The sequence below is a fragment of the Bradyrhizobium sp. WSM4874 genome, assembly GCF_055811835.1.
The window spans coordinates 34,013-56,705 of sequence record NZ_JBVVPR010000006.1 but is presented as its reverse complement, the minus strand read 5'-3'; the positions used below and the strand labels follow the sequence as shown (position 1 = coordinate 56,705).

Sequence of the window (22,693 nt, the reverse complement as noted above, 5' to 3'; positions counted from 1 at the left end):
AATGATTGTGGGATCAAAATCTTCACCGGACGCCGCGCGCCTCGTGACGCCAACGATGCTGGTGCTCTGGTTCGTGCTTGCAACGGTGCCGCTCTGGATCACGCGGATCGGGCTCTATCCCTATCTCGGGATCGAGATCCTGATCTGGTCGCTCTATGCGCTCGCGTTCAACCTGGTGCTGGGCACCGCCGGACTTCCGTCGTTCGGTCATGGTGCCTATTTCGGCATCGGCGCCTATGCGTTCGGTCTCTGCCAGTTCGAATTCGTTGCCAATCTCTGGATATGTCTGATTGCCGCGGCCGCGGTCGCGGGCCTCGCCGGCGTGCTGGTGGCGTTGTTCATCTCGCACAGACGCGGCATCTATTATGCCTTCATGACGATTGCGTTCGGTCAGATCTTCTGGACGCTGGCGATCAAATCGCACCGGATCACCGGCGGCGAAGACGGCCTACTCAAGATCAAGCGGTTGCCGGCCGATTTCGGGCTCGTGTCTTTCGATCTCACTGACAATGTCGCGTTCTACTATTTCGTGCTCGCCGTCTTTGCGATCGGCACCGCCGCATTGTGGCGGCTGGTGAATTCGCCCTATGGCCGCGTGGTCGCTGCGATCAGGCAGAGCGAAGTTCGCGCAAGCCATCTCGGGTATAACGTATGGCTCTACAAGGTCGCGGTCTTTGCGCTGTCGGCTGCCGTCTCGGGCCTTGCCGGCGGATTGTTCGCCATGGCGCAGCTCGCCGCATTCCCCGACGTTATGAGCCTGCATCAATCCGGCTACGTGGTGATGATGACTCTCGTCGGGGGCGGGCTTGTCAGCTTCTGGGGCCCAGTGATCGGGGTGTTTCTCTTCCTCACCGCCCGTGACGTGATCGGCGCGCTGACCAATGCCTGGATGCTCTATTTTGGTCTGCTGTTCATTGCGATCGTGCTGTTTCGCCCCGAAGGTATTGCCGGCGCGATATCGGCTGCCGTGCAGCAGCATTCAATCGGCGCCTTACGGCAGCGCGGTACCTCGGCGGTGCGGCTGCTGTTCGGGAGCGGGCGATGAACATGATCGAAGCCGCAGCCGTTCATGTCCGCTTCGGCGATCGCGTCGTGCTGGAAAGCGTCGATCTCGCGGTCGCGGACGGCGAGTTTCACGGTGTGATGGGTCCGAACGGCGCCGGCAAGACCACATTCTTCAATGTGCTCACCGGCCGGGTGAAACCGAACCGTGGCCGAGTCCTGCTCGCCGGTGAGGATGTCACGGGCCTCAGCCCGCACCGCATCGCCGCCAAGGGCATCGCCCGCTCGTTTCAGATCATGACACTGTTCGACGAATTTTCCGCGCGTGACAACGTCATGATGGGCCTGCCGGAGTTTCGAACCCGCGGCCACGATGTCGCACGTGCCGCGACGGGCGATAGTCGGTTTGCGGCGAAGTCCTCCGAAGCGCTGGCGGCGGTCGGGCTTGCCGACAAGGGCGACATCCGCGCCAAGGACCTGTCCTATGGCGACCGGCGCGCACTGGAGATCGCGGTCGCCCTGGCGCAGGCGCCCCGTGTGCTGTGCCTGGACGAGCCGACCTCCGGCCTCGGCTCCGATGGGGTGCAGCGGCTCGCAACCCTGATCGCTCGTCTGAAGGGGCGGCTGACCATCGTCGCCATCGAGCACGATATGGAGTTCCTGTTCTCGTTGGCTGATCGCATCTCGGTCATCCATTGGGGCCAGGTGGTGGCACGCGGAACGCCACACGAACTGCAGCAGAACGAATGGGTTCGGCGCTCCAATCTCGGGAAGTTCGCATGATCCTCGAAGTGGACGCGGTCGATACCTTCTACGGCGAGACCCAGGCGCTGTTCGGCGCATCGCTCGCCATCGAGCACGCCAAGGTGTTTGCGCTGCTCGGCCCCAACGGCGCCGGCAAGACGACCATGCTCCGCTCGATTCTCGGGCTGACGCGGCCGCGCCGCGGCTCCGTTTGTTTCGACGGCCACGACGTCACGCGCGATCCGACCCACGAGATTGCCCGCGCCGGCATCGGCTGGGTGCCCGACGACCGCCGGCTGTGCCCGACATTGACGGTCGCGCGCAACCTGTCGATCGCGCAAAAGCGCACGCGCTTTCGCCACTGGAGCGTCAAGGAGGCCGCCGCGATCTTTTCACCGCTCGAATATCTCATGGAGCGCGACTGCGAAAATCTGTCGGGTGGTGAAATGCAGATGGTGGCGATCGCCCGCGCGCTGGTCGGCTCGCCGGGACTGGTGCTATTCGATGAGCCGAGCCAGGGACTGGCGCCGAAAATCGTCGGCGACGTGCTCGCGACGATCTTGCGCATGAAGGAAGGGGGCATTGCCTCGCTGGTCGTGGAGCAGAACGCCGAGATCGCGCTATCGGTCGCAGACCATGCCGCGGTGATCGATCGCGGCCGGATCGTCTGGACCGGGGAGGCCGCGGCCTTGCGCGATGATCGCGGGCTTCGTCAGCGCTTGCTGGGAGTACAATAAATGGCCGCACCGCTGCTCGTTCTTGACGACGTTCGGAAGGTCTATACGCGGGGCCGCGTGATCCGCCGACCGACATTCTCGCTACAGGCAAGCCTGTCGCTGGAGGAGCCTGAAATCGTCGGTGTCGTCGGCCCGAATGGGGCCGGCAAGACCACCTTGTTCGAAATGATGACGGGCTCGAACGCACCGACCTCGGGGCGCGTGCTGGTTGCGGGCACCGATATCCATGGCGTCAAATATCGCGAGCGCGACCGGCTCGCGATCCACTATCACCAGTCGTATCAGGTCCGGCGCTTTCGCAAGCGCATTCCGTCCGCCTTCCTGGCGCCGTCGCCGACCCGGACGCCGCTGGTTCACCTGTTCGATGAACCGCAGTTCAATCTGCAGGATGGCTATATCGGCTTCATGCTCGATTTCTTCCGCAAGCTGCGCGACGAGGGCCGGCTGGTCATTCTCTGCATGCATCCGACGGCGGCCTGGCACCTCGACATCCTCGCCGAGATCGCCGGGCGATTCCTGTTCGTGGCCGGCGGTGGGGTGACACCCGTGGCGAATTTCGGCGCTCTCGTCGCAGATCCGCGCTGTCGCTCTTATCTCGGGCCGGAAATGACAAAGGCGGCGGATGCGATTTGTCACGGCGCCGTTCACAGCTCGACCTAAAGGGAGAATCCGTTGGCCTATTCGAACACCCAGCTTTTCATTGGCGGCAAATGGCGACCGGCCCATTCGGGCAAGGTGATCGAGGTGCGCAATCCCGCGACCGAAGAGGTGATCGGAACCGTCGCCCATGCCGGGCGGTCCGACCTCGACCAGGCGCTGGCCGCAGCCAGTGCTGGCTTCAAGATCTGGCGAAACGTTGCCCCCTTCGAGCGCTGCCGCATCATGCGCAAGGCGGCCGCGATCATGCGCGAGCGCAATGACGAGATTGCGCCGCTGCTCACGATGGAGCAGGGCAAGACTCTTGGCGAGGCCAGGATGGAGGCAATGGCTGCCGCCGATGTGATCGAGTGGTTCGCAGAGGAATCCAAACGCGCTTATGGCCGGCTGATCCCCGCGCGGGGGCCGGGCATCTACCAGCTCGCGATGAAGGAGCCGGTCGGCCCCGTCGCGGCGTTCACGCCCTGGAATTTTCCGATCAATCAGGTCGTGCGCAAGCTCTCCGCCGCTCTCGGCGCCGGCTGCTCGATCATCGTCAAGGCCCCGGAGGAGACGCCGGCCTCGCCCGCACAGCTGATCCGTGCGTTTGCGGACGCTGGCGTGCCCGATGGCGTCATAAACCTGGTCTACGGTGTGCCCTCGGAGATCTCCGAATATCTCATTCCGCATGCGGTGATCCGCAAGATCTCGTTCACGGGCTCGACCCATGTCGGCAAGCAGCTCAATGCGCTCGCTGGCCTGCACATGAAGCGCGCCACCATGGAGCTCGGCGGTCATGCGCCGGCGATCGTTTTCAAGGACGCCGACGTCGCATCGGCCGCGAAGATTCTGGCGGCAGCCAAATATCGCAACGCCGGGCAGGTTTGCATCTCGCCGACGCGGATGCTCGTGCAGGATGATGTGTTTCGTGAATTCGTCGACACGTTTGTCGACAGCGCCAAGGCGTTCAAGGTCGGCAACGGCCTCGATCCCGAATCCAAAATGGGCTCGCTCGCCAATCCACGCCGCGTCACCGCCATCGAGGGCATGGTGCAGGATGCCGTCGGCAAAGGCGCAAAACTCGAGACCGGCGGCAAACGCGTCGGCAACAAGGGCCATTTCTTCGAGCCGACCGTGGTGAGCGACGTGCCGAAGGATGCGCGTGCCATGAACGAGGAGCCGTTCGGCCCGCTCGCGCTGATCTCGCGCTTCTCGTCGTTCGACGAGGTGGTCGAGGAGGCCAACCGGCTGCCGTTCGGGCTGGCGTCCTATGCCTTCACCAGCTCGGCGAAGACGGCGGCCGCGATCGGTTCGGCGGTCGAAGCCGGCATGATGTCGATCAACAGTTTTGGTCTCGCGCTACCCGAAGTGCCGTTCGGCGGCATCAAGGATTCCGGCTACGGCTCGGAAGGCGGCACCGAGGCAATGGAGGGCTATTTCAATACCAAGTTCATTAGCCAGAGCGGCGTGTGAACGCCGGACGATGCGCGGCTAGCGCTTGACGAAAACGAGGCCGCAGGCGCGCGCCTCGTTACGCTTGCCGGTGCCGCGGGTGCGATCGAACTGCGCATCGACCGTAAAGGCGTAGGGCGAGCCGGGCGCGAGGTTGTTGAGGGTGTAGGTGCTCGCCCCCGTCGTACCGCGCGCGCTCAAAGTCGTCTTGCCGTCCGCGGGGATCTGACCATCGATCTCCAGGCGGTTGACGGCGCCCTGGCTCTGAGCGTCAGCGTGAAACACGCCGTTCGCGACCGTGGCAGACAGGGCTCGGGTGAAGCCCTGCGCCTTGCCGGTAGGCGGGCAGTTCAACGTCACGTCCCAATTGCCGTCGAAGTCCCTGGTGCTACGGGGATTGCCGGTTGCCGGCGCGAGCGCCACCTTCTGCTTCAGGCCTTCAATTCGCGCCTTGGCAAGCGTGGCGAAGATGCAATTCGGAAATCTCGTGAGATGGTCCTCGTAGGCCCCAAGCGTGCCGATGCCGTCCGCGGCCTTCCAGTGCGCCTCTGCTGCCGCGCAAGGGTCAGCCCGGGGTGCGGCTTGTGGAGCCGCTGGCGCCACCGTGACCGACACGGGTCCGTTCAGGTAGAACTTGCCGATGATCGACAGCGACAGCTCCGGGAGTTGGGTCTTGCCGCTGGAATCGTAGACGTCGCTGCTGATATCGCGAAAGACCTCGCCGATCTCCTGCGGCTCCTCGATGTGCTTCAGGAACGCCGTCGTATAGGGGCTGTTGCGACCGCTGCCATCGGCCGCGGTCTGCCCGGACTGGGTTGAGAACGACACGATCGTGCCGCGCGGTGCTTCGACTTTCGACAAGCCCCGCCCGATCGAGGCGGCGCGCGTCATGCCGGCGGAGCGTTTCAAGGTTTCGGCCAGCGGATTGTCGCGGCAGGAATCGAGGATGAGGATGCGCAGGTTCTTCGCCTGCTGCAGATCGTTCACGATGTCGTCGACCCGCACGAAACGCTTCAGGTCGGCTTCATCGCTCAGCACGGCGTCGACAGGCATCAGATAGTTCACGCCGTTGTACTGCATCGCATGGCCGCTGTAGTAGAACATGGCGACGTCGGCCTTGCTCGCGGCGCGCGCGAAACGAATGGTGAGGTCCTGCATGTCGGCCTGGCGCAGGTCGATGCCCTGGAGCACCTCGAAGCCGCTGCGCTTAAGCGAGGCGGCGACGTCTTCGGCATCGTGCGACGGATTGGGAAGCTTCGCCGTACTGGCATAGGCGCCATTGCCGATCACCAGCGCGACGCGGGTTTCCGCCGATGCAGGTGCAAGGAAAAGCCAGCAGGCCAGGAGGGTGAGGCAAAGTCCGGCCGGGCAAAATCTGGAAAGAGCACGCATGAACGCCTTCCAAGGAAATGTCGAAAAATATCCTTCCAGATTAGCGCATGCCGCGCCGACATCAATGCCCTGCCAGAGAAAACGCTCGGATTTCGCGGCCGTGACATCCTGTCACGCCGGGCTCGCCACCATCGTCTTGCGCACAGCCATTTCGGTCGCAATCGCGTCCCGCACGGCCGGTCGCGCCTGCATGCGCGCGAGGTACGCCGACAACGATGGCCATTGCGCGATGTCGACGCCCGCCGGCCGGAGCAGCAGCAAAGCCCAGGTGAGGTGGGCATCCGCGACGGTGAAGCTGTTGCCGACGAGGAATTCGCGGTCCGCCAGATGCGTCGCAGGCATCGATAATGTCTGCGCTATCCTTGCACGCGGCTTGGCGAGCGAGGCGTCGTCCTTGTACCAGAAGGTTGGAAACAGGAATGCCTTGTGGATCTCGGCCGCGATGAAGCTCAGCCATTCCTGGAGACGGTAGCGGTCGGGATCTCCGAACGCGGGTGCAAGGCCCGCCTGCGGCTTCAGATCGGCGATGTATTGCAGCACCGCCGCGCTTTCGGTCAGCCGTTCGCCATTCTCCAGCACCAGGACCGGCACGGCGCCCTTCGGCGAAACGCCGAGGAAATCGCTGCCGTCGTCGACGACCTGCTTGGTCTGGAGACGGACCGGATGATAGCGGGCCTCGATGCCCGCTTCCATCAGCGCGATGCGGCTAGCAAGCGAGCAAGCCATCGGAGAGAAATAGAGTTGCAGCATCGCCCACGCTCCTTCAGGTCAGCGCCTCGGTTTGCGCGATGATCGCAAACCGGTCCGACAATTCGGCCAAGGCGACCTCGTGGATGATCCTTGCGGAGAGCGCTCCGCCGCGGCCATCGGGAAGATCTCGTGTGGCGCAGGCATCGGCTGCGATCGTCGTGCGCAGGCTGAGGTCGAGCGCGGCGCGGGCGGTCGAACTGATGCACATATGAGTCATGAAACCGGCCAGCACGATGTTGGTGCGTCCGGTTGCGGCCAGCCGGACCTGCAGGTCGGTGCCGGCAAAAGCGTTCGGCAGCGCCTTTTCGATCACGGCTTCGCCGGCGAGCGGCGCCACGTTCCTGACGATCGCGCCGCGCGCGGCCTCGCGGTCGAACAGGCTGCCGGCACGTCCCTTGTGCGCGATATGGAAGATTGCAGCGCCGCTCGCCCTCGCCCGCGCGAGCAGGCGCGCGGCGGCGGCGATCGCGGGCTCCGCATCCGGTAAGGCGAGCGGGCCGGCGCAATATTCGTTCTGGATGTCGATCAGGACGAGGCAGGAATCGGCGAGCCTCGGCGGAGTGAGATCGGCGCCGGACAATTCGAGCAGGGTTTTTGGGGCGGTCATGCGGGTCGGGCCTTCCTGGCGATATCTGATGCGCGACACTAGCGCGGCGGCAGCCTGCCAATGTGCAGGACTATTGCAGCATATGGCTGCAAATTTGCAGGAGCCGGTCGTGCCTGCTAGGGTTAGCGCCATGAACTGGGACGATCTACGCATCATCGCCGCCGTCAGGGACGAGGGCACCTATGCCGGCGCCAGCGCGCGGCTGCGCATCGACGAGACCACCGTCGGCCGCAGGCTCGCACGCATCCAGCGTGATCTCGGCGTGCCGCTATTCGATGCGGTGGACGGCCAGCGCCGGCCGACGCGGGCTTGCGAGGCCGTGCTGGCGCATGTCGAGGCGATGGCCGCACATGCCGCCGAGATCGGTCGCGTCGGCGAGAGTCTGTCAGGGCCGGTGGGACGCCTGCGTATCGCCTCCACCAACACGGTCGCCGAGGAGGTCCTGTCGCCGCGCGCGAGCGACTTCCTGCGCGCCAATCCGGGCCTGACGCTGCAATTCCTCACCTCGAGCGAGAACGTCAAGTTCTCGCGCTGGGAAGCCGATCTCGCTATCCGGCTGCGCAAGCCCGACAAGGGCGACTTCGCGATCTCCAGACTCGGTGACGTCAAGCTCTATTATTTCGAGCCTGTTACGACCGAGGGCGAGCCGATGCTGTGCGCCTATCCCGACGAGCTCGGTGCCATTCCCGAGATGCAATTCCTGGGCACGAAGAAAGCCCGCGCGCGCTGCGTTACGGACAACGTTCGCGTCATCCGTAACCTGATCCGTGCGCATCAGACCGCCGGCGTGTTGCCGGAGCACGTCTGCGCGGACTTGCTCGGCGATCGCCGCCTGCGCGCCACACTGCTGCCTGGGCACCGCGACGTCTGGCTGCTGGTGCAGAACCATCTCAAGCGCGATCCGGCGACGCGGCTCACCATCGAATGGATCCGCCGCTGCTTCAGCGATCTCGCGCGCGGCTGATTGCGACCCGTGAACGCGATCCGCGCGCGGCGCGACCAAGCTATGGGGTTGCGCGCGTGAGGGTGCGTAATCTCGCAACGGCTACGGGCTTGATCAGGGCAGGCGCATGACCACTCTCCAGGAAACCATCCACCCGCAGCCCCAGGTGCGGGAATGGAAGGCGATCGTCATCCTGATCCTCCTGATACCGGTGCTGTGGTCGCCGCCGTTCCTGTTTCGCTTCTTCCTGTTCCAGCCGTTCAACATCCCGTCCGGCTCGATGACGCCGACGCTGGTGGTCGGCGACTACGTCTTTGCCGCAAAATATGCCTATGGCTATGGCCGCTATTCGTTTCCTTTCGCGCCGTCATGGATCTCTGGGCGTTTCCGGGCCACCGAGCCCGCGTATGGCGACATCGTCGTGTTCCGGACGCCAAAGGATACCTCGGTTGACTATGTCAAGCGCGTGGTCGGGCTGCCCGGTGATCGCATCCAGATGCGGCAGGGCCAGCTCATCCTCAACGACCGCCCGGTGACACGCGTTTCCCTGAAGGCGGTGGTTGCCGGCTCCACCTGCGGCGTGGATGACGGTGCGAAGGCCAAGCGCTGGCGCGAGACGCTGCCGAACGGCGCGTCCTACGTCACGCAGGACTGCGTCGACAACGGCTACTACGACAACACCGACGTCTACACGGTGCCGCCGGGACATTTCTTCGTGCTCGGGGACAATCGCGACAACTCGAGCGACAGCCGCGTGATGTCGTCGATCGGATTCGTGCCGATGGACAATCTGGTCGGCAGGGTGACGCGGATATTCTGGTCGCTAGACCAACATGGCGAGCCGCATCTGGAGCGGCTGGGGAAGGTGTGGTGAGGCCCGCCCCGCCATTCCGGGGGCAGTGCGCGGCGCCTGCATGACATGAGTTCGTAGCCTGGATGGAGCGCAGCGTAATCCAGGAGAACTGCCCGCGCCGGACACGGTGCCCCGGATTGCGCGGCGCTCCATCCGGGCTAAGGGCTGTGATCATGGGGCGCGCGAAGCGATCCTGCAAAAACAAAAACCCCGGCATCGCTGCCGGGGTTTCGCATTTTGTCGTTTGTCGGAATGGCTGGACTTAGAAGTCCATGCCGCCCATGCCGCCGCCCGGGGGCATCGCCGGACCGGCGCCGCCCTTCTTGGGCAGCTCGGCGACCATGGCTTCCGTGGTGATCAAGAGAGCCGCAACCGAGGCTGCGTTCTGGATCGCGGTACGGACCACCTTCGTCGGGTCGATGATGCCCTTCTTGACGAGATCGACATATTCGCCGGTCTGGGAGTCGAAGCCATAGGCGTACGACTTGTTCTCGAGGACCTTGCCGACGATCACGGAACCGTCTTCACCGGCGTTGATCGCGATCTGGCGAGCGGGCGCGGAGAGCGCCTTGCGCACGATCTCGACGCCGGTCTTCTGGTCGTCGTTCTTGGTGCGCAGGCCCTTGAGCTGCTCGGAGGCACGGAGCAGGGCCACGCCGCCGCCAGGAACGATACCTTCCTCGACCGCAGCGCGGGTCGCATGCATCGCGTCATCAACGCGATCCTTGCGCTCCTTCACCTCGACCTCGGTCGCGCCGCCGACGCGGATCACCGCGACGCCGCCCGCGAGCTTGGCAAGACGCTCCTGGAGCTTCTCACGGTCGTAGTCCGAGGTGGTCTCCTCGATCTGCGCCTTGATCTGCGCCACGCGCGCTTCGATGTCGGCCTTCTTGCCGGCGCCGTTGACGATCGTGGTGTTCTCCTTGTCGATCATCACCTTCTTGGCGCGACCGAGCATGTTGAGCGTGACGTTCTCGAGCTTGATGCCGAGATCTTCCGAGATCGCCTGGCCACCGGTCAGGATCGCGATGTCCTGCAGCATGGCCTTGCGGCGATCGCCGAAGCCCGGAGCCTTGACGGCCGCGACCTTCAGGCCGCCACGGAGACGGTTCACGACCAGGGTCGCAAGTGCTTCGCCTTCGACGTCCTCGGCGACGATGACCAGCGGCTTGCCGGTCTGCACCACGGCCTCGAGCAGCGGCAGCAGCTCGTTCAGCGAGGAGAGCTTCTTCTCGTTGATGAGGATGTAGGCGTCGTCCATCTCAACGCGCATCTTGTCGGCGTTGGTGACGAAGTAGGGCGAGATGTAGCCGCGGTCGAACTGCATGCCCTCGACGACGTCGAGCTCGGTCTCGAGCGACTTGGCTTCCTCGACGGTGATGACACCCTCGTTGCCGACCTTCTTCATGGCGTCGGCGAGGAACTTGCCGATCTCCGCGTCACCGTTGGCCGAGATGGTGCCGACCTGGGCGATCTCGTCGTTCGAGGTGACCTTCTTGGAGTTCTTGACGAGGTCCGCAACGACGGCTTCGACCGCGAGGTCGATACCGCGCTTCAGGTCCATCGGGTTCATGCCGGCGGCAACCGACTTGGCGCCTTCGCGCACGATCGCCTGGGCCAGCACGGTGGCGGTGGTGGTGCCGTCGCCGGCCGCGTCAGCGGACTTCGAAGCGACTTCGCGCACCATCTGCGCGCCCATGTTCTCGAACTTGTCTTCGAGCTCGATCTCCTTGGCGACGGTGACGCCGTCCTTGGTGATGCGGGGAGCGCCGAACGACTTGTCGAGCACGACGTTGCGGCCCTTCGGACCGAGCGTGACCTTCACCGCGTTGGCGAGAATGTCGACGCCGCGAAGCATCTTGTCGCGTGCATCGACGGAGAATTTGACTTCTTTAGCTGCCATCTGGATTTTTTCCTTAGGTGTTTAACTGGATAAGAGAGGGGCTCTTAGGCCGCCTTCTTCTTGGAAGCGGGGACGTCGAGGACGCCCATGATGTCGCTTTCCTTCATGATCAGCAGGTCGACGTTGTCGATCTTGACCTCGGTGCCGGACCACTTGCCGAACAGCACGCGGTCGCCGACCTTCAGGTCGATCGGGATCAGCTTGCCAGCTTCGTCGCGGCCACCCGGGCCGACGGCGACGATCTCGCCCTGCGAGGGCTTTTCCTTCGCCGTGTCGGGAATGATGATGCCGCCAGCGGTCTTCTCTTCTGCGTCGATGCGCTTGACCACGACGCGGTCGTGAAGCGGACGGAAATTCATGCAGTTCTCCTAAGCTTTTGCACGAGTTGGGCATTTTGGATTGTTAGCAGTCTGTGCCGGCGAGTGCTAGCACAGGCACAGCTGAGATAAGGCAGGATTTTGGCGGGAGCAAGGGCTTGTAGCAGAAAAATAGCACTCGGAAGCGCTGCCTGCCAAAATCTCTTTCCATCGTTAATCGCGCTCGGCGCCCGTATTAGCACGGAGCCGCATCTGCTGCTAACGCATTGAATTTCAACAGCTTGTTAAACTTTTGGGCTTGAGATGGATTGTCAGTTTGCGTCACATTTCACTCATGTGAGCGCATCTCCACCGGGTGGCTCGTAGGGCGCGTACCGGAAAGCCACCCCTTGAATATGCGCTCCTGCAAAGGAGGTTGGCATGGTCTCGCGAGTTGGGGTTGTTTCCGACGACTTCCGGAAACAGGTGCTGGGTTACGGGCTGACGACGGCCGAAATTCTCTACCGGATGCCGGATCATCGCTCGCTGCTCCAGACCTATGTCTGGCAGAACTACGACATGTTTCCGAAATTTCCAGCGCTGACGGATTTCCTGGCGTTCTGGCAGAAGAAGCTCGACGGTCCGCTATTCTCGGTCACGGTCGCGCATTCCAAGCTGATCAAACCGGCCGAGCTGCGCGCGGTGGACGGCGTATTCAGGTTGCATTGAAGGCAGAGCTGTAGGGTGGTTTAGCGTCAGCGTAACCCACACTGCTTCAACAGTCGCGAAAGAAGCGGTGGGTTACGCTAGCGCTAACCTACCCTACGATTTCGCATTCTGTGCTAGCCTCTCCCCATCACAACAGGGGAGGCCGCCCATGGCCAAGAAGGCAAAATCGCGCAGCGCATCGCAAGTCGCGGTGAAGAAGCGGAGCGGAGCCAAGGCCGCGACCAGATCAGTAGCGCGCAAGGCGGTGAAGGCGAAAGCGCGCGTTGCGACTCCGAAAAAACCGGCGCGTCCCAAGCAGCGCATCGCCATCAGCCATCACCGCGAGGAAGACTTCAAGGCCGACGGTCTGCGCACCTACGCGAAGTATCGCGATCTCGGCATCGCCGCGGCGAGCCACGGCCTCGCGCAGGCGCACGTGATCCGGCTGCAAGGCCCTTGCAATCCGGACGAGGTGTCGAAGCTGCACTTCCACGACGTCGAATTCCAGATGGTCTACGTGCTCAAGGGCTGGGTGAAGACCTATATGGATGGAGAGGGCGAGACGCTGATGAAGGAAGGCAGCGCCTGGACCCAGCCGCCGAAAATCAAGCACATGATCCTGGACTATTCGGACGACGTCGAGCTGCTGGAGGTGATCCTGCCGGCGGAGTTCAGGACGGTGGAGTTGAAGGCGTAGACGAGGCGGAGATCAGCCGCCGTCGTTGCAATAGCGTTTCCACATCGCGCGATAGGCATCGTCCACCGCTTGCGCGTATGAGACGGGGTTGCCGGCGGCGGCAGCCCTGATCTGCCCGGGCAGTTCGCCGCGCAACTTATCGAGCTCGCCGATCTGCAACCCACGGCTCGCTGCGATTTCGACATAGGCCTCATCGCTCTCCGCGACCCACTCCGGCAGGCCCAGCGCGGTGAGGATGGAACCGGCAGCACGGCTCGGCAGGCTGTGACCGAGCTTCGCCACCACCGGCACGCCCATCTGCAAGGCTTCCCACGTGCTGACGCCGCCATTCTGCGGGAATGGATCGAGGCCAATATCGACGCGATTGAACGCTGCCAGATGTTCGTCTCGTGACGTGGCTCCGAGCAGATCGACGCGTTCGGCCGGCAGCCGGCAAGCGGCAAACCGCGCCAGCAGATTGTCGCGGACCAGCTGAGCGTCCAGCGCAGTATCCTTGATCAGCAGTCGCGAACCCGGCACCCGCTCGAGAATCCTGGACCAGACTTCCACCGCCTCGTTCGAAATCTTGCTAATGCGGTTGAAAACACCGAATGTGATTAAGCCGTTCGCAATCGCCGGCGTCGGCGCCCGAGCAATCCCGGCCGGCAGCGGCGCCAGCGTCACGAAGCACGGCAGGTCTACGATGGTCTCCGCAAACAGGTGCCGAACCGCGACAGGTATTGCGACCGGGTCCGAGAATAGATAATCGATCGTTGGCAACCCGGTGCCGGTACCGTGGCCCCAGCCATGCGCCTGGACAGGTGCCGGCTTGCGCGCAAACACACCGAGGCGGTTTCCGCTGGTGTGGCCGGACAGATCGATCAGGATATCGATGCCGTCGGCGCGGATCTGAGCGGCAAGGCGATCGTCGGACCATTGTGAGGCGTCGCGCCAGCGATCGGCGATCCCCTGAAATTCGCGAGTCGTCGCATCCGTTTTCGCTGAACAAGCATAGCACACGATCTCGAACTGTGCCCGATCATGGTGCTGCAGGACCGGCTTGAAAATGAACGCCGCCGAATGTGCGTGAAAATCCGACGAGACATAACCCAGCACCAGACGGCGATTTGGATCGCGGCCGTTCTCATGCGGTGCCGCCGCTTCTGAGGCGATCTTCGCACCGATCTGCTCCCACCATACGTGTCGCGCTTGCTGATGCTGCGCAACGCTGGCGTCGGCCACAAAATCGAGGGTGAATATCTTGCTCGAGATCGTGCTCTGATCAGGCTCGATGTCGGTAGCTCTGTCGAAACTGGCGAGGGCTTCGTCGACCCGGCCAAGTGCCGCGAGACATTGGCCGAGCAGGCTGTGGGCCTGAGCGAAGCCGGGATCGGTCGCGAGAGCCTTCTCGCAATCGGACAGTGCTTCGGCAACTTGCCGGGTCAGGAGCAAGATACTGGCCCGCCACAGCCATCCATTCGCGTCACCGGGTGCAAGCGCGATTGCTCGATTGCAATCCGCCATGGCTTCGTCAAATCGCTGAAGTTCTCGCAAAGCAACGGCGCGGGTCGACAACGCCGAGGCATAGTCAGGCTTGATCGATAGCGCGCGGTTTAAGCTTGCGATCGCCTCGTCATAGGCGCGCAAACGGCAGAGCGCCCAACCCCGGCCGTTATGGGCTTCGGAAAGTCTTCCGTCGATTGAGAGCGCCTTGTCGTAGCTCTCGAGCGCTTCCTGGTAAAGTTCGAGGGCCGCGCTCGCGTTCCCGAGATTGGATAGCGCTAAGGCGTAATTGGGTCGCAAGGCCAGGGCCTTCCGATAGCTCTCGCGGGCATCGTTGTGACGTTTTAGCCCGTTGAGCGCGACGCCCAAACTCATATGAGCTTCGGCAGATCGCGGATCCACGGCAACCGCTCGGCTCAGCAGAACTTGAGCTTGCTGATAGTTTTTGGCTTCGGACTCCAAAGCGCCGAGCAGATGCAGCGCGATGAATTGGTTGGGCGCGAGCTCCAGGAGTTCGCGATAGGCCGTCTTGGCCTCAGGGAGAAGTCCCGCCTTGTGCAGCTGGAGGGCGCGCGCGAGCAATGGCCCTATCTCGGCTTTTTGCCGTTTCTGAAGCCGGGCATTTTGAAATGCCCGATGGCCTGCGCTGTTGCTCATGAATCAATTCCACCCGAATCTCCCGACGAGATTAACATGGAAGGATTGTCACGATTGCGCTGCGCTCCATCGGAGCTGCGAGGGCGCCAGCCTCACACAAGCTTCAAGAAGCCCGAGCGCGTTGATTTCCTCGCGGCGGATCGGCCCACTACCGCTCGAGATAGCCCAGTTCCGCGCTCATGACCTTGCGAGCATATTCGCTGAAGGCATCGATCAACCGGGCGCGCGCGGCATAAGGTGGATAGAGCAGTGCGATCGTAACGGGGACAGTCGGGTTGAAGGGGCGCGTGATCAGAGCCGCGCCAGTGCTTTCGTCATGTGCGGCAATCGGGTTGATGATGCTGATGCCAAGGCCCGCCGCGACCAAGGCACAGACCGATGCGCCCAGATCGGTCTCCGCAACAATGCGGCGCGTGACGCCTGCCTGCGCGAAGATCGTATCGATGCGATCGTAGAGTGAACTCCCCGTGGCGAAGGAGATGAAGGGCTCGTCGGCGAAATCGGCAGGGCGCAGCGTCTTCTTCTGCGCAAGACGATGCGCCTTCGGCATGATCGCGACGCAACGGGTCTTGAGCACCGCCTCGACATGCACCCCCGCAACCTCGCCGTAGAGCATCGCCAATCCGGTGTCGCAAAGCCCGGAACTGACCCAGTCGTGCACGGCGCTCGCCGTGCCGGATCGGATCGAGATCATCACATGCGGATAGTCCACCTTGAAGCGTGCCGCGATGCGTGTCAGCAGGCCGCCGGCCAGGCGCGGCATCGCCGCAACGCTTAACCGACCCATGCCGAACGAGCGGATGCTGGTTGCGCTGGCCTCCAGTCCCGCCAAGCCGATGAAAGTCTTCTCGACCTCCTGGAAAAAGCGCGATCCGTCCACCGTCGGGCGGAGGCGGCCGCCACTGCGGTCGAACAGCGGGAATTGTGTGATCGCTTCCAGCTGTCCGATCAGCCGGCTGATCTGGGGCTGCGAGGTATGCATGCGCTGAGCCGCCTGCGTCATCGATCCCGTCACGAAGACTGCCCGAAAAGCCTCCACATGCTTCAGGCCCATGCGTCTGGTAGCCATATCAAATCCGTATAGGAGAGTATGAAACTGGAATTTCATCAGATCGAGCTTTTGGACGATAGTCCAGAGCATGAAGCCGTTCGCACGGAGCTGTCCTGTGGGTGCTCACCCACCGTGGACGGTGTTACGGACATTCGCGACAAGAGGGGACATATGAAAGCGACAATGATCAAGGCACTGGCCGCGGCGACTGTCGCTGGTGTTCTTCTTTCCAGCGAGGCCATGGCGCAGGGTGCGAGCCGGCTGGACAAGATCAGTGAGAGCGGCTCGATCACGTTGGGGTACCCCGAGACCTCGGTGCCCTTCGCCTATCTCGACGGTAACCAGAAGCCGATCGGTTACACCGTGGAAATCTGTGAACAGGTGGTGCAGGCGATCAAGACGGCCCTCAAGCTTCCCAAGCTCGAGATTCGCTATAACCCCATAACCTCGGCGACACGTATTCAGCTGCTCGCCAACGGTACGATCGACCTCGAATGCGGCAACACGACCAATAATGTCGAGCGGCATAAACTCGTTGCCTTTGCTCCCACCACCTTCGTTGCGCAGGTTGTCCTCGTCGCGCGCAAGGATGGCGGGGTCGATGTCAACGACCCGGCTTCGTTTCGTGGCAAGGCCATCGCCGCCCAAGCCGGCGGCCAGACCTTCAAGGTGATTACGCTGATCAATGCCAAGGACAATCTCGGCATCACAGTGGTGCCGGCAAAGGACACCGCCGAGACCTTCTTGTTGGTGTCGACGGGCCGGGTGGCCGGCACCGCCAACGATGACGGTCTCGCCTTTGCCACGGTGGCCTCGTCCAGAACGCCGGATGAATTCCTGATCGGTAGCAAGAGTCTCGAGACGGCGCCCTATGGTATCGTCGAACCGAAGGATGATCCTGCTTTCAAGAAGATGGTCGACGACGCCGTGATCGACCTGATGAAGAGCGGGCAGATTGCGGCGCTCTACGACAAATATTTCAATTCACCAATCCCGCCGCATGGCCTCAACCTGAAATTTCCGATGAGCGCCGCCCTCAAGCGGGCGCTGGCCAACCCGACCGATTCCGGCGACCCGGCAGTCTACGAATGACGCGACAAGCGCTCTAGAGGTCTCGCAATGGCACATCAACACGACACGAATCCGGCGGGCGCCGGGTTGCCACCCATCGACCTGCGCAGCGATACTGTCACCAAGCCGACCGAGGCGATGTATGCCCGCATGGCCTCTGCACCGCTCGGCGATGACGGGCTGGACGGTGATCCCACGGTGCAGGAACTGGAGGCCGTCGCAGCTGCGGCGTTGGGCAAGGACGCCGGTCTGTTTGTGCCGAGCTGCACGATGGCCAATCTGCTGGCGACGCTGGCGCAGTCGCAGCGCAGCGAACAGATCGTGCTGGAATCGAATGCCCACATGTACACCTCGGAACGCGGGGCGGCGACGTTTACCGGGCAGTTCTACCTCGCAATTGCCGGCACCGCCGGCGCAATGGACCTGAATTTACTGGAGGACGCCTTGCAAGGCGAAGGGCTCAAGCTCGGGACCGCTCTTGTCGCGATGGAAACCTCGCACAACAACGCGAGCGGCGCCGTATTGCCGCTGGATCATATGCACGCCGTGCACGCCATGGCCTCGGCCCGCGGTGTCCCGGTGCATCTCGATGGCGCCCGCCTGTTCAACGCCGCCGTCGCGCTTGAAACGGCGCCGGCCGAGGTTGCGAGACATTGCGACACGGTTTCTCTGTGTCTGTCGAAGGGCCTGAGCGCACCCGCCGGTGCCGTGCTCGCCGGGCCGCGCGCGGTGATCGACAGCAGCCGCAGGTTTCGCCGCATGCTGGGAGGCACGCAGCGCCAGATCGGCATCCTGGCTGCGGCCGGCCTGGAGGCGGTTCAGGTCATGGGGACGCATCTGGCGGAGGATCACCGGCGTGCGCGAGCCCTGAGTGATGCGTTGAACGGGATGCATCCAAAGATCAGCGCGACAATCCCGCAGACGAATATCGTGCAGGTTGATGTCTCTCTCTCCGGGCGCGACAGCGCCGTGTGGTCGGGGGCTCTCGAAGAGGCGGGCCTGAGGGCGAGGCCTTGGGGCAAGCATCGCTTGCGTTGTGTGACCCATCGCCATATCGATGATGCGGATATTGATCGCGCGGTCATGGCATTTCGCACCGTGGCTGGAGTTTTGGCTTAGCGCATCCGACGATGTGAATCGCGTCTCCTGTAGCCCGGATGGAGCGCAGCGAAATCCAGGGCCGCTGCTTGCGAGGATAGACTTTCCCGGATTGCGCTGCGCTCCATCCGGGCTACGAGATCGTTACTACGTCAGCACGCCCACCACCGCTCCCATCAGACACGTCGTCAGCGTTCCCGACACGATCGACTTCAGCCCGAGCGCGTTGATTTCCTCGCGCCGTTCCGGCGCCATCACGCCGAGACCGCCGATCATGATGCCTAGGCTGGCGAAATTGGCGAAGCCGCACATCGCATAGAGCATGATCAGGCGCGAACGCGGATCGAGGGTGCCGGGCGGCAGCTTCGAGAAGTCGACATAGGCGATCAGCTCGTTGAGCACGGTTTTCGTTCCCATCAGGCTGCCGGCGGTGATCGCCTGGTCCCACGGCAATCCCATCAGCCAGCACACCGGCGCCATCACGAGGCCGAGCAGGCGCTGCAACGAGATCGCGGCGCCGCCGATATCAGGCAGCAGGCCGAGGACCGCATTGACGAGGTAGACCAGCGCCACCAGCACCAGCAACATGGCGACGATGTTGATCAGCAGCTCGATCCCCGCGCCGGTCCCTTTCACGATCGCGTCCATCGTGCCTGAGACTTCCATCTCGGGATCTTCCAGTGCCCCGCCGGTGCGCTTGTCGGATGTCTCGGGCACCATGATCAAGCTGACCAGGATCGCGGCCGGCGCACCCAGCACCGAGGCGATGACGAAATGCGCGGCTGCGTCAGGAATGAGGGGAGCAAGGAGCGTCGCATACAGCACCAGCACCGTGCCGGCGATGCCGGCCATGCCGCCGGTCATCACCAGGAACATCTCGCTGCGGGTCATCTGCGCGAGATAAGGCCGCACGAACAGCGGCGCCTCGACCATGCCGAGAAAGATGTTGGCGGCGGTCGAGAGCCCGACCGCGCCGCCGACGCCGAGCGTCCGCTCCAGCAGCCAGGCCATGCCGCGCACCACCGGCGGCAGCACGCGCCAATAGAACAAGAGCGTCGTCAGAACGCTCATGACCAGCACGATCGGCAGCGCCTGGAACGCCAGGACGAAATCGGCACCCGGTGCTTTCAGGTCGAAGGGCAGGGGACCGCCGCCGACATAGCCGAACACGAAGGAGGAGCCGGCGCGCGAGGCCGCCGAAATCGCGCCCACCGCGTCGTTGACGGCACCGAAGGCGCGCGCGACGACGGGCACCTTCAGGAGAACGATCGCGGTGACGAAGGTGGCGAGGAGGCCGATTGCCGCGTGGCGCAGCGAGGCCGCGCGGCGATTCTCGCTCAGTCCCAAGGCGATCAACAGCAATGCGAAAATGCCGAGTGCCGATTGCAGCTGCAGCATGATGTCCCCAAACCCCGATGATTATGGCCACCTCTGCGTTGCAAACGCAATGCCGGGAGATTGTCGGAGCGTCCCGCTGTTGACAAGCAGGTCCGCGTCAGCCACCCGGAGCACATGACATCAGGAGCCGGATAGTCCGAGCGTGACCGAAGAGGCGATGCCAGATCAGCCAATATCGGGAAACCCGCCGGTCAGTGCCCGCGCGCTCCTCTCCCATCGCGCCTTTCTGTTCTTTCTGCTCTCGCGCAGCCTGTCGCGTTTCTCCAGCCAGATCGCGGCGGTCGCGATCGGCTGGCAGATCTACGATCTCACCGGCTCGGCCTTCGACCTCGGTATGGTCGGCCTCGTGCAATTCCTGCCCACGGCCCTGCTGGTGTTCGTCGCCGGCCATGCCGCCGACCGCTACGAGCGCAAGCGCGTGGTCCAGCTCTGCCAGCTCGTGGAAGCCGCGACCGCGCTCTATCTCGGAATCATCACCTACCTCGGCTTGGTCAGCGAAGTTCAAATTTTCGTGGCAACCTTCGTGCTCGGCATTGCCGGAGCCTTCGAAAGTCCGACCACCGCGGCGCTGCTGCCTGCGATTGCGCCGCAGGGCTCGCTCCAGCGCGCCACCGCCGTCTCCAGCGGTGCGGCGCAGGTCGCGACCATTACAGGGCCGGCGCTCGGCGGTTTTGCCTACGCGGTCGCGCCGCATCTCGCCTACGCGGTGATGGTGCTGTTCTGGATCTTTGGGATGATTTTGACCGGATTCATCCGGCCGCGTCCGCAGGCGGTCGCCATGGACATGGGAGGCGCCGACAATATTTTCGCTGGCGTCCGTTTCATCCGGCGCAATCCAGCGATCCTCGGCACCATCTCGCTCGATTTGTTCGCGGTGCTGTTCGGCGGCGTCACCGCGCTTCTGCCGATCTATGCCCGCGACATCCTCCAGACCGGTCCGGTCGGGCTCGGCATCCTGCGCGCCGCGCCTGCGGTCGGCGCGCTGCTGATGACCATGGTGCTGGCCCGTCACGCCGTTTCGCGGCATGTGGGCCTTCGCATGTTTCAGGCCGTGATCGTGTTCGGCGTTGCAACGATCGTGTTCGCGCTGTCGCCCTGGATGTGGCTGTCGGTGCTCGCGCTCGCCGTTCTCGGCGCGGCCGATACGATCAGTGTCGTGATCCGCTTCTCACTGGTGCAGCTCGCGACCCCCGACGAGATGCGCGGCCGGGTCGGTGCGGTGAACTTCCTCTTCATCAACGCCTCCAACCAGCTCGGCCAGTTCGAGAGCGGAGTGGCAGCCGCACTGTTCGGCGCCATGCCGGCAGCCGTGCTTGGCGGCGTCTGCACGGTCGCGGTGGCGCTGTTGTGGATGAAGCTGTTCCCGAGCCTGCGACAGGTGGAAACGCTGGAGTAGCGGAAGGTCGCATGTCCCGGACGCGGTGCGGCACGAAGTGACGCGCCGCAGAGCCGGGACCCAGAATGCCAAGAACGAGGTTGCGGAGGCGTGGGCCCCGGCTCAGCAGCGCGTCATTGCATGCCGCGCTGCGTCCGGGGCACGAGAGCGGCGATCAGCCCCGTCCCACGAACGGCATCTTGGTTGCCATCACAGTCATGGTCAGCACGTTGGCATCGAGCGGCAGGCCGGCCATGTAGGCGACGGCATCGCCGACCGCCTTCGCATCCATGCGCGGCTCCTGCTTCGACGTGCCGTCGGGCTGCAGCACGCCCGGGCCGTTGACCATGCGGTCGGTCATGGGCGTCGCGGCGTTGCCGATGTCGAGCTGGCCGACCGCGATGTCGTACATGCGACCGTCGAGGTTGGACGCCTTGGTCAGGCCCGTGATGGCGTGCTTGGTCGAGGTATAGGCCGCCGAGAACGGCCGCGGCGCATGCGCCGAGATCGAGCCGTTGTTGATGATGCGGCCGCCGCGCGGGCTCTGGTCCTTCATGATGCGGAAGGCGTGCTGGGTGCACAGGAACGGGCCGGTGAGGTTGGTGTTCACCACCGCTTGCCACTGCTCGAGGCTGAGATCCTCGAAATTCACTGGCGGCGCGCCCATGCCGGCATTGTTGAAGAGCACGTCGAGGCGGCCATAGGTCGCCTTCACCTTGTCGAACAGCGCGGCGATCTGGTCCGGCTTGGTCATGTCGGCGGTGACGCACAGGCTCTTGCCGGCAGGGCCGAGCTTCGCGGTCTCCTCGAGCATCTCCATGCGGCGCCCGACCAGCACCACGGTGAAGCCTGTGTTCATCAGCGCCAGTGACGCCGCGCGCCCGACTCCGGTGCCGGCGCCCGTCACCACTGCGATCTTTTTCGCTTCACTCATCGTTTCCTGCCTTTTCTCTTAAGCTGTCAGGTTTTGGATTCTTTTTCGTTCTTGTAGGGCGGCCGCGGAATGTTCTGATGCGCGGCGCGCAAGGCCGCCGACCAACGCGAGCGCAAATCGTGGAAATAGGGCTCGCCCGCCTCGATGCGGTGGTTGAGATCGGCCTCGCAGGCGTCGGCGCGCACCACCAGCACATCGATCGGCAGGCCGACGCCGAGATTCGAGCGCATGGTCGAGTCCATCGAGATCAGCCCGGTCTTCAGCGCCTCGTAGAGCTCGACGTCGTAATGCATGGCGCGGTCGAGCACCGGTTTGCCGTATTTGTGCTCGCCGATCTGCAAATAGGGAGTGTCGGTGGTGCATTCGATGAAATTGCCGGCGGTGTAGACCATGAACAGGCGCATGCGCGCGCCGCTGATCTGGCCGCCGAACAGGAAGGAGACGTCGAACGACACGTCCTCGGATTTGAGCGCTGGCCCCTCGGTCGCGTGCACGGCCCGGATCGCCCGGCCAATGCGCTGGGCGGCCTGGAACATGGTCGGCGCGTTCATCAGCGTCTCGATCTCACCCGTGTTGGGGTCTTCGAGGCCCTCGGTCAGCGTCGAGAGCACCGACTGGCTGACGGCGAGGTTGCCGGCGCTGGCGATCGCCATGATGCGGTCGCCGGGCTTGGAGAAGATGTGGAGCTTGCGGAAGGTCGAAACGTTGTCGAGGCCGGCATTGGTGCGGGTGTCGGCGATCATCACCAGACCGTCCCGAACCAGAATTCCGCAACAATAGGTCATTTCCAGTCCCCGAACGCGTTTGCGCCGAACTACTAGCCAATTTCAAGGGCCGCTCCAACCCCCGATTGCCGCGGGGCGGCAGGGTGGAAACCGACCGTGGGTGAGGGCCGCGCGCGGCGCGG

Annotated in this window: 22 protein-coding genes; 12 read left to right on the top strand and 10 right to left on the bottom strand. The window is 63.6% G+C overall.

Annotation, left to right across the window (positions count from 1 at the left end; genetic code table 11):
- The first annotated feature begins 1 nt into the window (after position 1).
- The 5 genes from AC0L3P_RS08310 to AC0L3P_RS08290 are packed head-to-tail and all read left to right on the top strand — an operon-like array spanning position 2 to position 4,592.
- Positions 2 to 1,045: a branched-chain amino acid ABC transporter permease gene (locus AC0L3P_RS08310; protein WP_473301563.1), complete on the top strand. Its 1,044-nt coding sequence runs from the start codon at positions 2 to 4 to the stop codon at positions 1,043 to 1,045.
- Positions 1,042 to 1,785, top strand: a complete 744-nt coding sequence (locus AC0L3P_RS08305; RefSeq protein ID WP_473301562.1) for an ABC transporter ATP-binding protein — start codon at positions 1,042 to 1,044, stop codon at positions 1,783 to 1,785. Before AC0L3P_RS08310 ends, AC0L3P_RS08305 begins: the two co-directional genes overlap by 4 nt.
- Entirely contained in the window at positions 1,782 to 2,483 is a 702-nt protein-coding gene (locus tag AC0L3P_RS08300; RefSeq protein ID WP_473301561.1) for an ABC transporter ATP-binding protein, read from the top strand. Before AC0L3P_RS08305 ends, AC0L3P_RS08300 begins: the two co-directional genes overlap by 4 nt.
- On the top strand, positions 2,484 to 3,143 hold the full coding sequence (locus AC0L3P_RS08295) for an ATP-binding cassette domain-containing protein (protein ID WP_473301560.1): 660 nt from the start codon (positions 2,484 to 2,486) through the stop codon (positions 3,141 to 3,143). It abuts the gene before it with no gap.
- A 12-nt stretch (positions 3,144 to 3,155) separates the two neighbouring features.
- Positions 3,156 to 4,592 carry an NAD-dependent succinate-semialdehyde dehydrogenase gene (locus tag AC0L3P_RS08290; protein WP_473301559.1) on the top strand — a complete coding sequence of 479 codons (1,437 nt, stop codon included), beginning with the start codon at positions 3,156 to 3,158 and terminating at the stop codon, positions 4,590 to 4,592.
- An 18-nt stretch (positions 4,593 to 4,610) separates the two neighbouring features.
- Here AC0L3P_RS08290 and AC0L3P_RS08285 read toward each other — a convergent pair whose 3' ends face one another.
- The 3 genes from AC0L3P_RS08285 to AC0L3P_RS08275 form a co-directional block, all read right to left on the bottom strand.
- Positions 4,611 to 5,963, bottom strand: coding sequence for a caspase family protein (locus tag AC0L3P_RS08285; protein ID WP_473301558.1), 1,353 nt, complete (start codon positions 5,961 to 5,963; stop codon positions 4,611 to 4,613).
- 111 nt (positions 5,964 to 6,074) lie between these two features.
- The gene (locus tag AC0L3P_RS08280; RefSeq protein ID WP_473301556.1) at positions 6,075 to 6,713 is read right to left on the bottom strand and encodes a glutathione binding-like protein; all 639 of its coding nucleotides are present in this window, start codon (positions 6,711 to 6,713) and stop codon (positions 6,075 to 6,077) included.
- Positions 6,714 to 6,726: 13 nt separating this feature from the next.
- Positions 6,727 to 7,320: a cysteine hydrolase family protein gene (locus AC0L3P_RS08275; protein ID WP_473301555.1), complete on the bottom strand. Its 594-nt coding sequence runs from the start codon at positions 7,318 to 7,320 to the stop codon at positions 6,727 to 6,729.
- A 130-nt stretch (positions 7,321 to 7,450) separates the two neighbouring features.
- Here AC0L3P_RS08275 and AC0L3P_RS08270 point away from each other — a divergent pair, with 130 nt between their 5' ends.
- Positions 7,451 to 8,284, top strand: coding sequence for a LysR family transcriptional regulator (locus tag AC0L3P_RS08270; RefSeq protein WP_473301670.1), 834 nt, complete (start codon positions 7,451 to 7,453; stop codon positions 8,282 to 8,284).
- A 106-nt stretch (positions 8,285 to 8,390) separates the two neighbouring features.
- Entirely contained in the window at positions 8,391 to 9,137 is a 747-nt protein-coding gene (gene lepB, locus AC0L3P_RS08265; RefSeq protein ID WP_473301554.1) for a signal peptidase I, read from the top strand.
- Between the two features lie 241 nt (positions 9,138 to 9,378).
- Here lepB and groL read toward each other — a convergent pair whose 3' ends face one another.
- Complete coding sequence (gene groL, locus AC0L3P_RS08260) at positions 9,379 to 11,019, bottom strand: chaperonin GroEL (protein WP_007602475.1); 1,641 nt, start codon at positions 11,017 to 11,019, stop codon at positions 9,379 to 9,381.
- A 44-nt stretch (positions 11,020 to 11,063) separates the two neighbouring features.
- The gene (locus tag AC0L3P_RS08255) at positions 11,064 to 11,378 is read right to left on the bottom strand and encodes a co-chaperone GroES (protein ID WP_007611913.1); all 315 of its coding nucleotides are present in this window, start codon (positions 11,376 to 11,378) and stop codon (positions 11,064 to 11,066) included.
- A gap of 378 nt (positions 11,379 to 11,756) precedes the next feature.
- Between AC0L3P_RS08255 and AC0L3P_RS08250 the strand changes: the two genes are divergently transcribed.
- Together AC0L3P_RS08250 and AC0L3P_RS08245 are read left to right on the top strand one after the other, a co-directional pair.
- Entirely contained in the window at positions 11,757 to 12,044 is a 288-nt protein-coding gene (locus tag AC0L3P_RS08250) for an usg protein (RefSeq protein WP_007602477.1), read from the top strand.
- Positions 12,045 to 12,192: 148 nt separating this feature from the next.
- Complete coding sequence (locus AC0L3P_RS08245; protein ID WP_473301553.1) at positions 12,193 to 12,720, top strand: cupin domain-containing protein; 528 nt, start codon at positions 12,193 to 12,195, stop codon at positions 12,718 to 12,720.
- A 12-nt stretch (positions 12,721 to 12,732) separates the two neighbouring features.
- On the opposite strand, the gene AC0L3P_RS08240 is transcribed toward AC0L3P_RS08245, so the two are convergent.
- Both AC0L3P_RS08240 and AC0L3P_RS08235 read right to left on the bottom strand, forming a co-directional pair.
- Positions 12,733 to 14,859, bottom strand: a complete 2,127-nt coding sequence (locus tag AC0L3P_RS08240) for an O-linked N-acetylglucosamine transferase, SPINDLY family protein (RefSeq protein WP_473301552.1) — start codon at positions 14,857 to 14,859, stop codon at positions 12,733 to 12,735.
- Positions 14,860 to 15,007: 148 nt separating this feature from the next.
- Positions 15,008 to 15,928 carry a LysR substrate-binding domain-containing protein gene (locus tag AC0L3P_RS08235; protein WP_473301551.1) on the bottom strand — a complete coding sequence of 307 codons (921 nt, stop codon included), beginning with the start codon at positions 15,926 to 15,928 and terminating at the stop codon, positions 15,008 to 15,010.
- 21 nt (positions 15,929 to 15,949) lie between these two features.
- On the opposite strand from AC0L3P_RS08235, the gene AC0L3P_RS08230 reads away from it, so the two are divergent.
- Both AC0L3P_RS08230 and AC0L3P_RS08225 read left to right on the top strand, forming a co-directional pair.
- A complete protein-coding gene (locus AC0L3P_RS08230) occupies positions 15,950 to 17,002 on the top strand; it encodes an amino acid ABC transporter substrate-binding protein (protein WP_473301550.1) in 1,053 nt (350 codons plus the stop codon).
- A gap of 27 nt (positions 17,003 to 17,029) precedes the next feature.
- On the top strand, positions 17,030 to 18,100 hold the full coding sequence (locus AC0L3P_RS08225; protein ID WP_473301549.1) for a threonine aldolase family protein: 1,071 nt from the start codon (positions 17,030 to 17,032) through the stop codon (positions 18,098 to 18,100).
- 126 nt (positions 18,101 to 18,226) lie between these two features.
- On the opposite strand, the gene AC0L3P_RS08220 is transcribed toward AC0L3P_RS08225, so the two are convergent.
- On the bottom strand, positions 18,227 to 19,477 hold the full coding sequence (locus tag AC0L3P_RS08220; protein ID WP_473301548.1) for a NupC/NupG family nucleoside CNT transporter: 1,251 nt from the start codon (positions 19,475 to 19,477) through the stop codon (positions 18,227 to 18,229).
- Positions 19,478 to 19,634: 157 nt separating this feature from the next.
- On the opposite strand from AC0L3P_RS08220, the gene AC0L3P_RS08215 reads away from it, so the two are divergent.
- Positions 19,635 to 20,873 (top strand): MFS transporter, encoded by a 1,239-nt coding sequence (locus tag AC0L3P_RS08215; protein WP_473301547.1) that lies wholly within the window; start codon positions 19,635 to 19,637, stop codon positions 20,871 to 20,873.
- Positions 20,874 to 21,027: 154 nt separating this feature from the next.
- Here AC0L3P_RS08215 and AC0L3P_RS08210 read toward each other — a convergent pair whose 3' ends face one another.
- Positions 21,028 to 21,786 carry an SDR family oxidoreductase gene (locus AC0L3P_RS08210; protein ID WP_473301546.1) on the bottom strand — a complete coding sequence of 253 codons (759 nt, stop codon included), beginning with the start codon at positions 21,784 to 21,786 and terminating at the stop codon, positions 21,028 to 21,030.
- Positions 21,787 to 21,812: 26 nt separating this feature from the next.
- Positions 21,813 to 22,571 carry a proteasome-type protease gene (locus AC0L3P_RS08205; protein ID WP_027518752.1) on the bottom strand — a complete coding sequence of 253 codons (759 nt, stop codon included), beginning with the start codon at positions 22,569 to 22,571 and terminating at the stop codon, positions 21,813 to 21,815.
- Between the last annotated feature and the right edge of the window lie 122 nt (positions 22,572 to 22,693).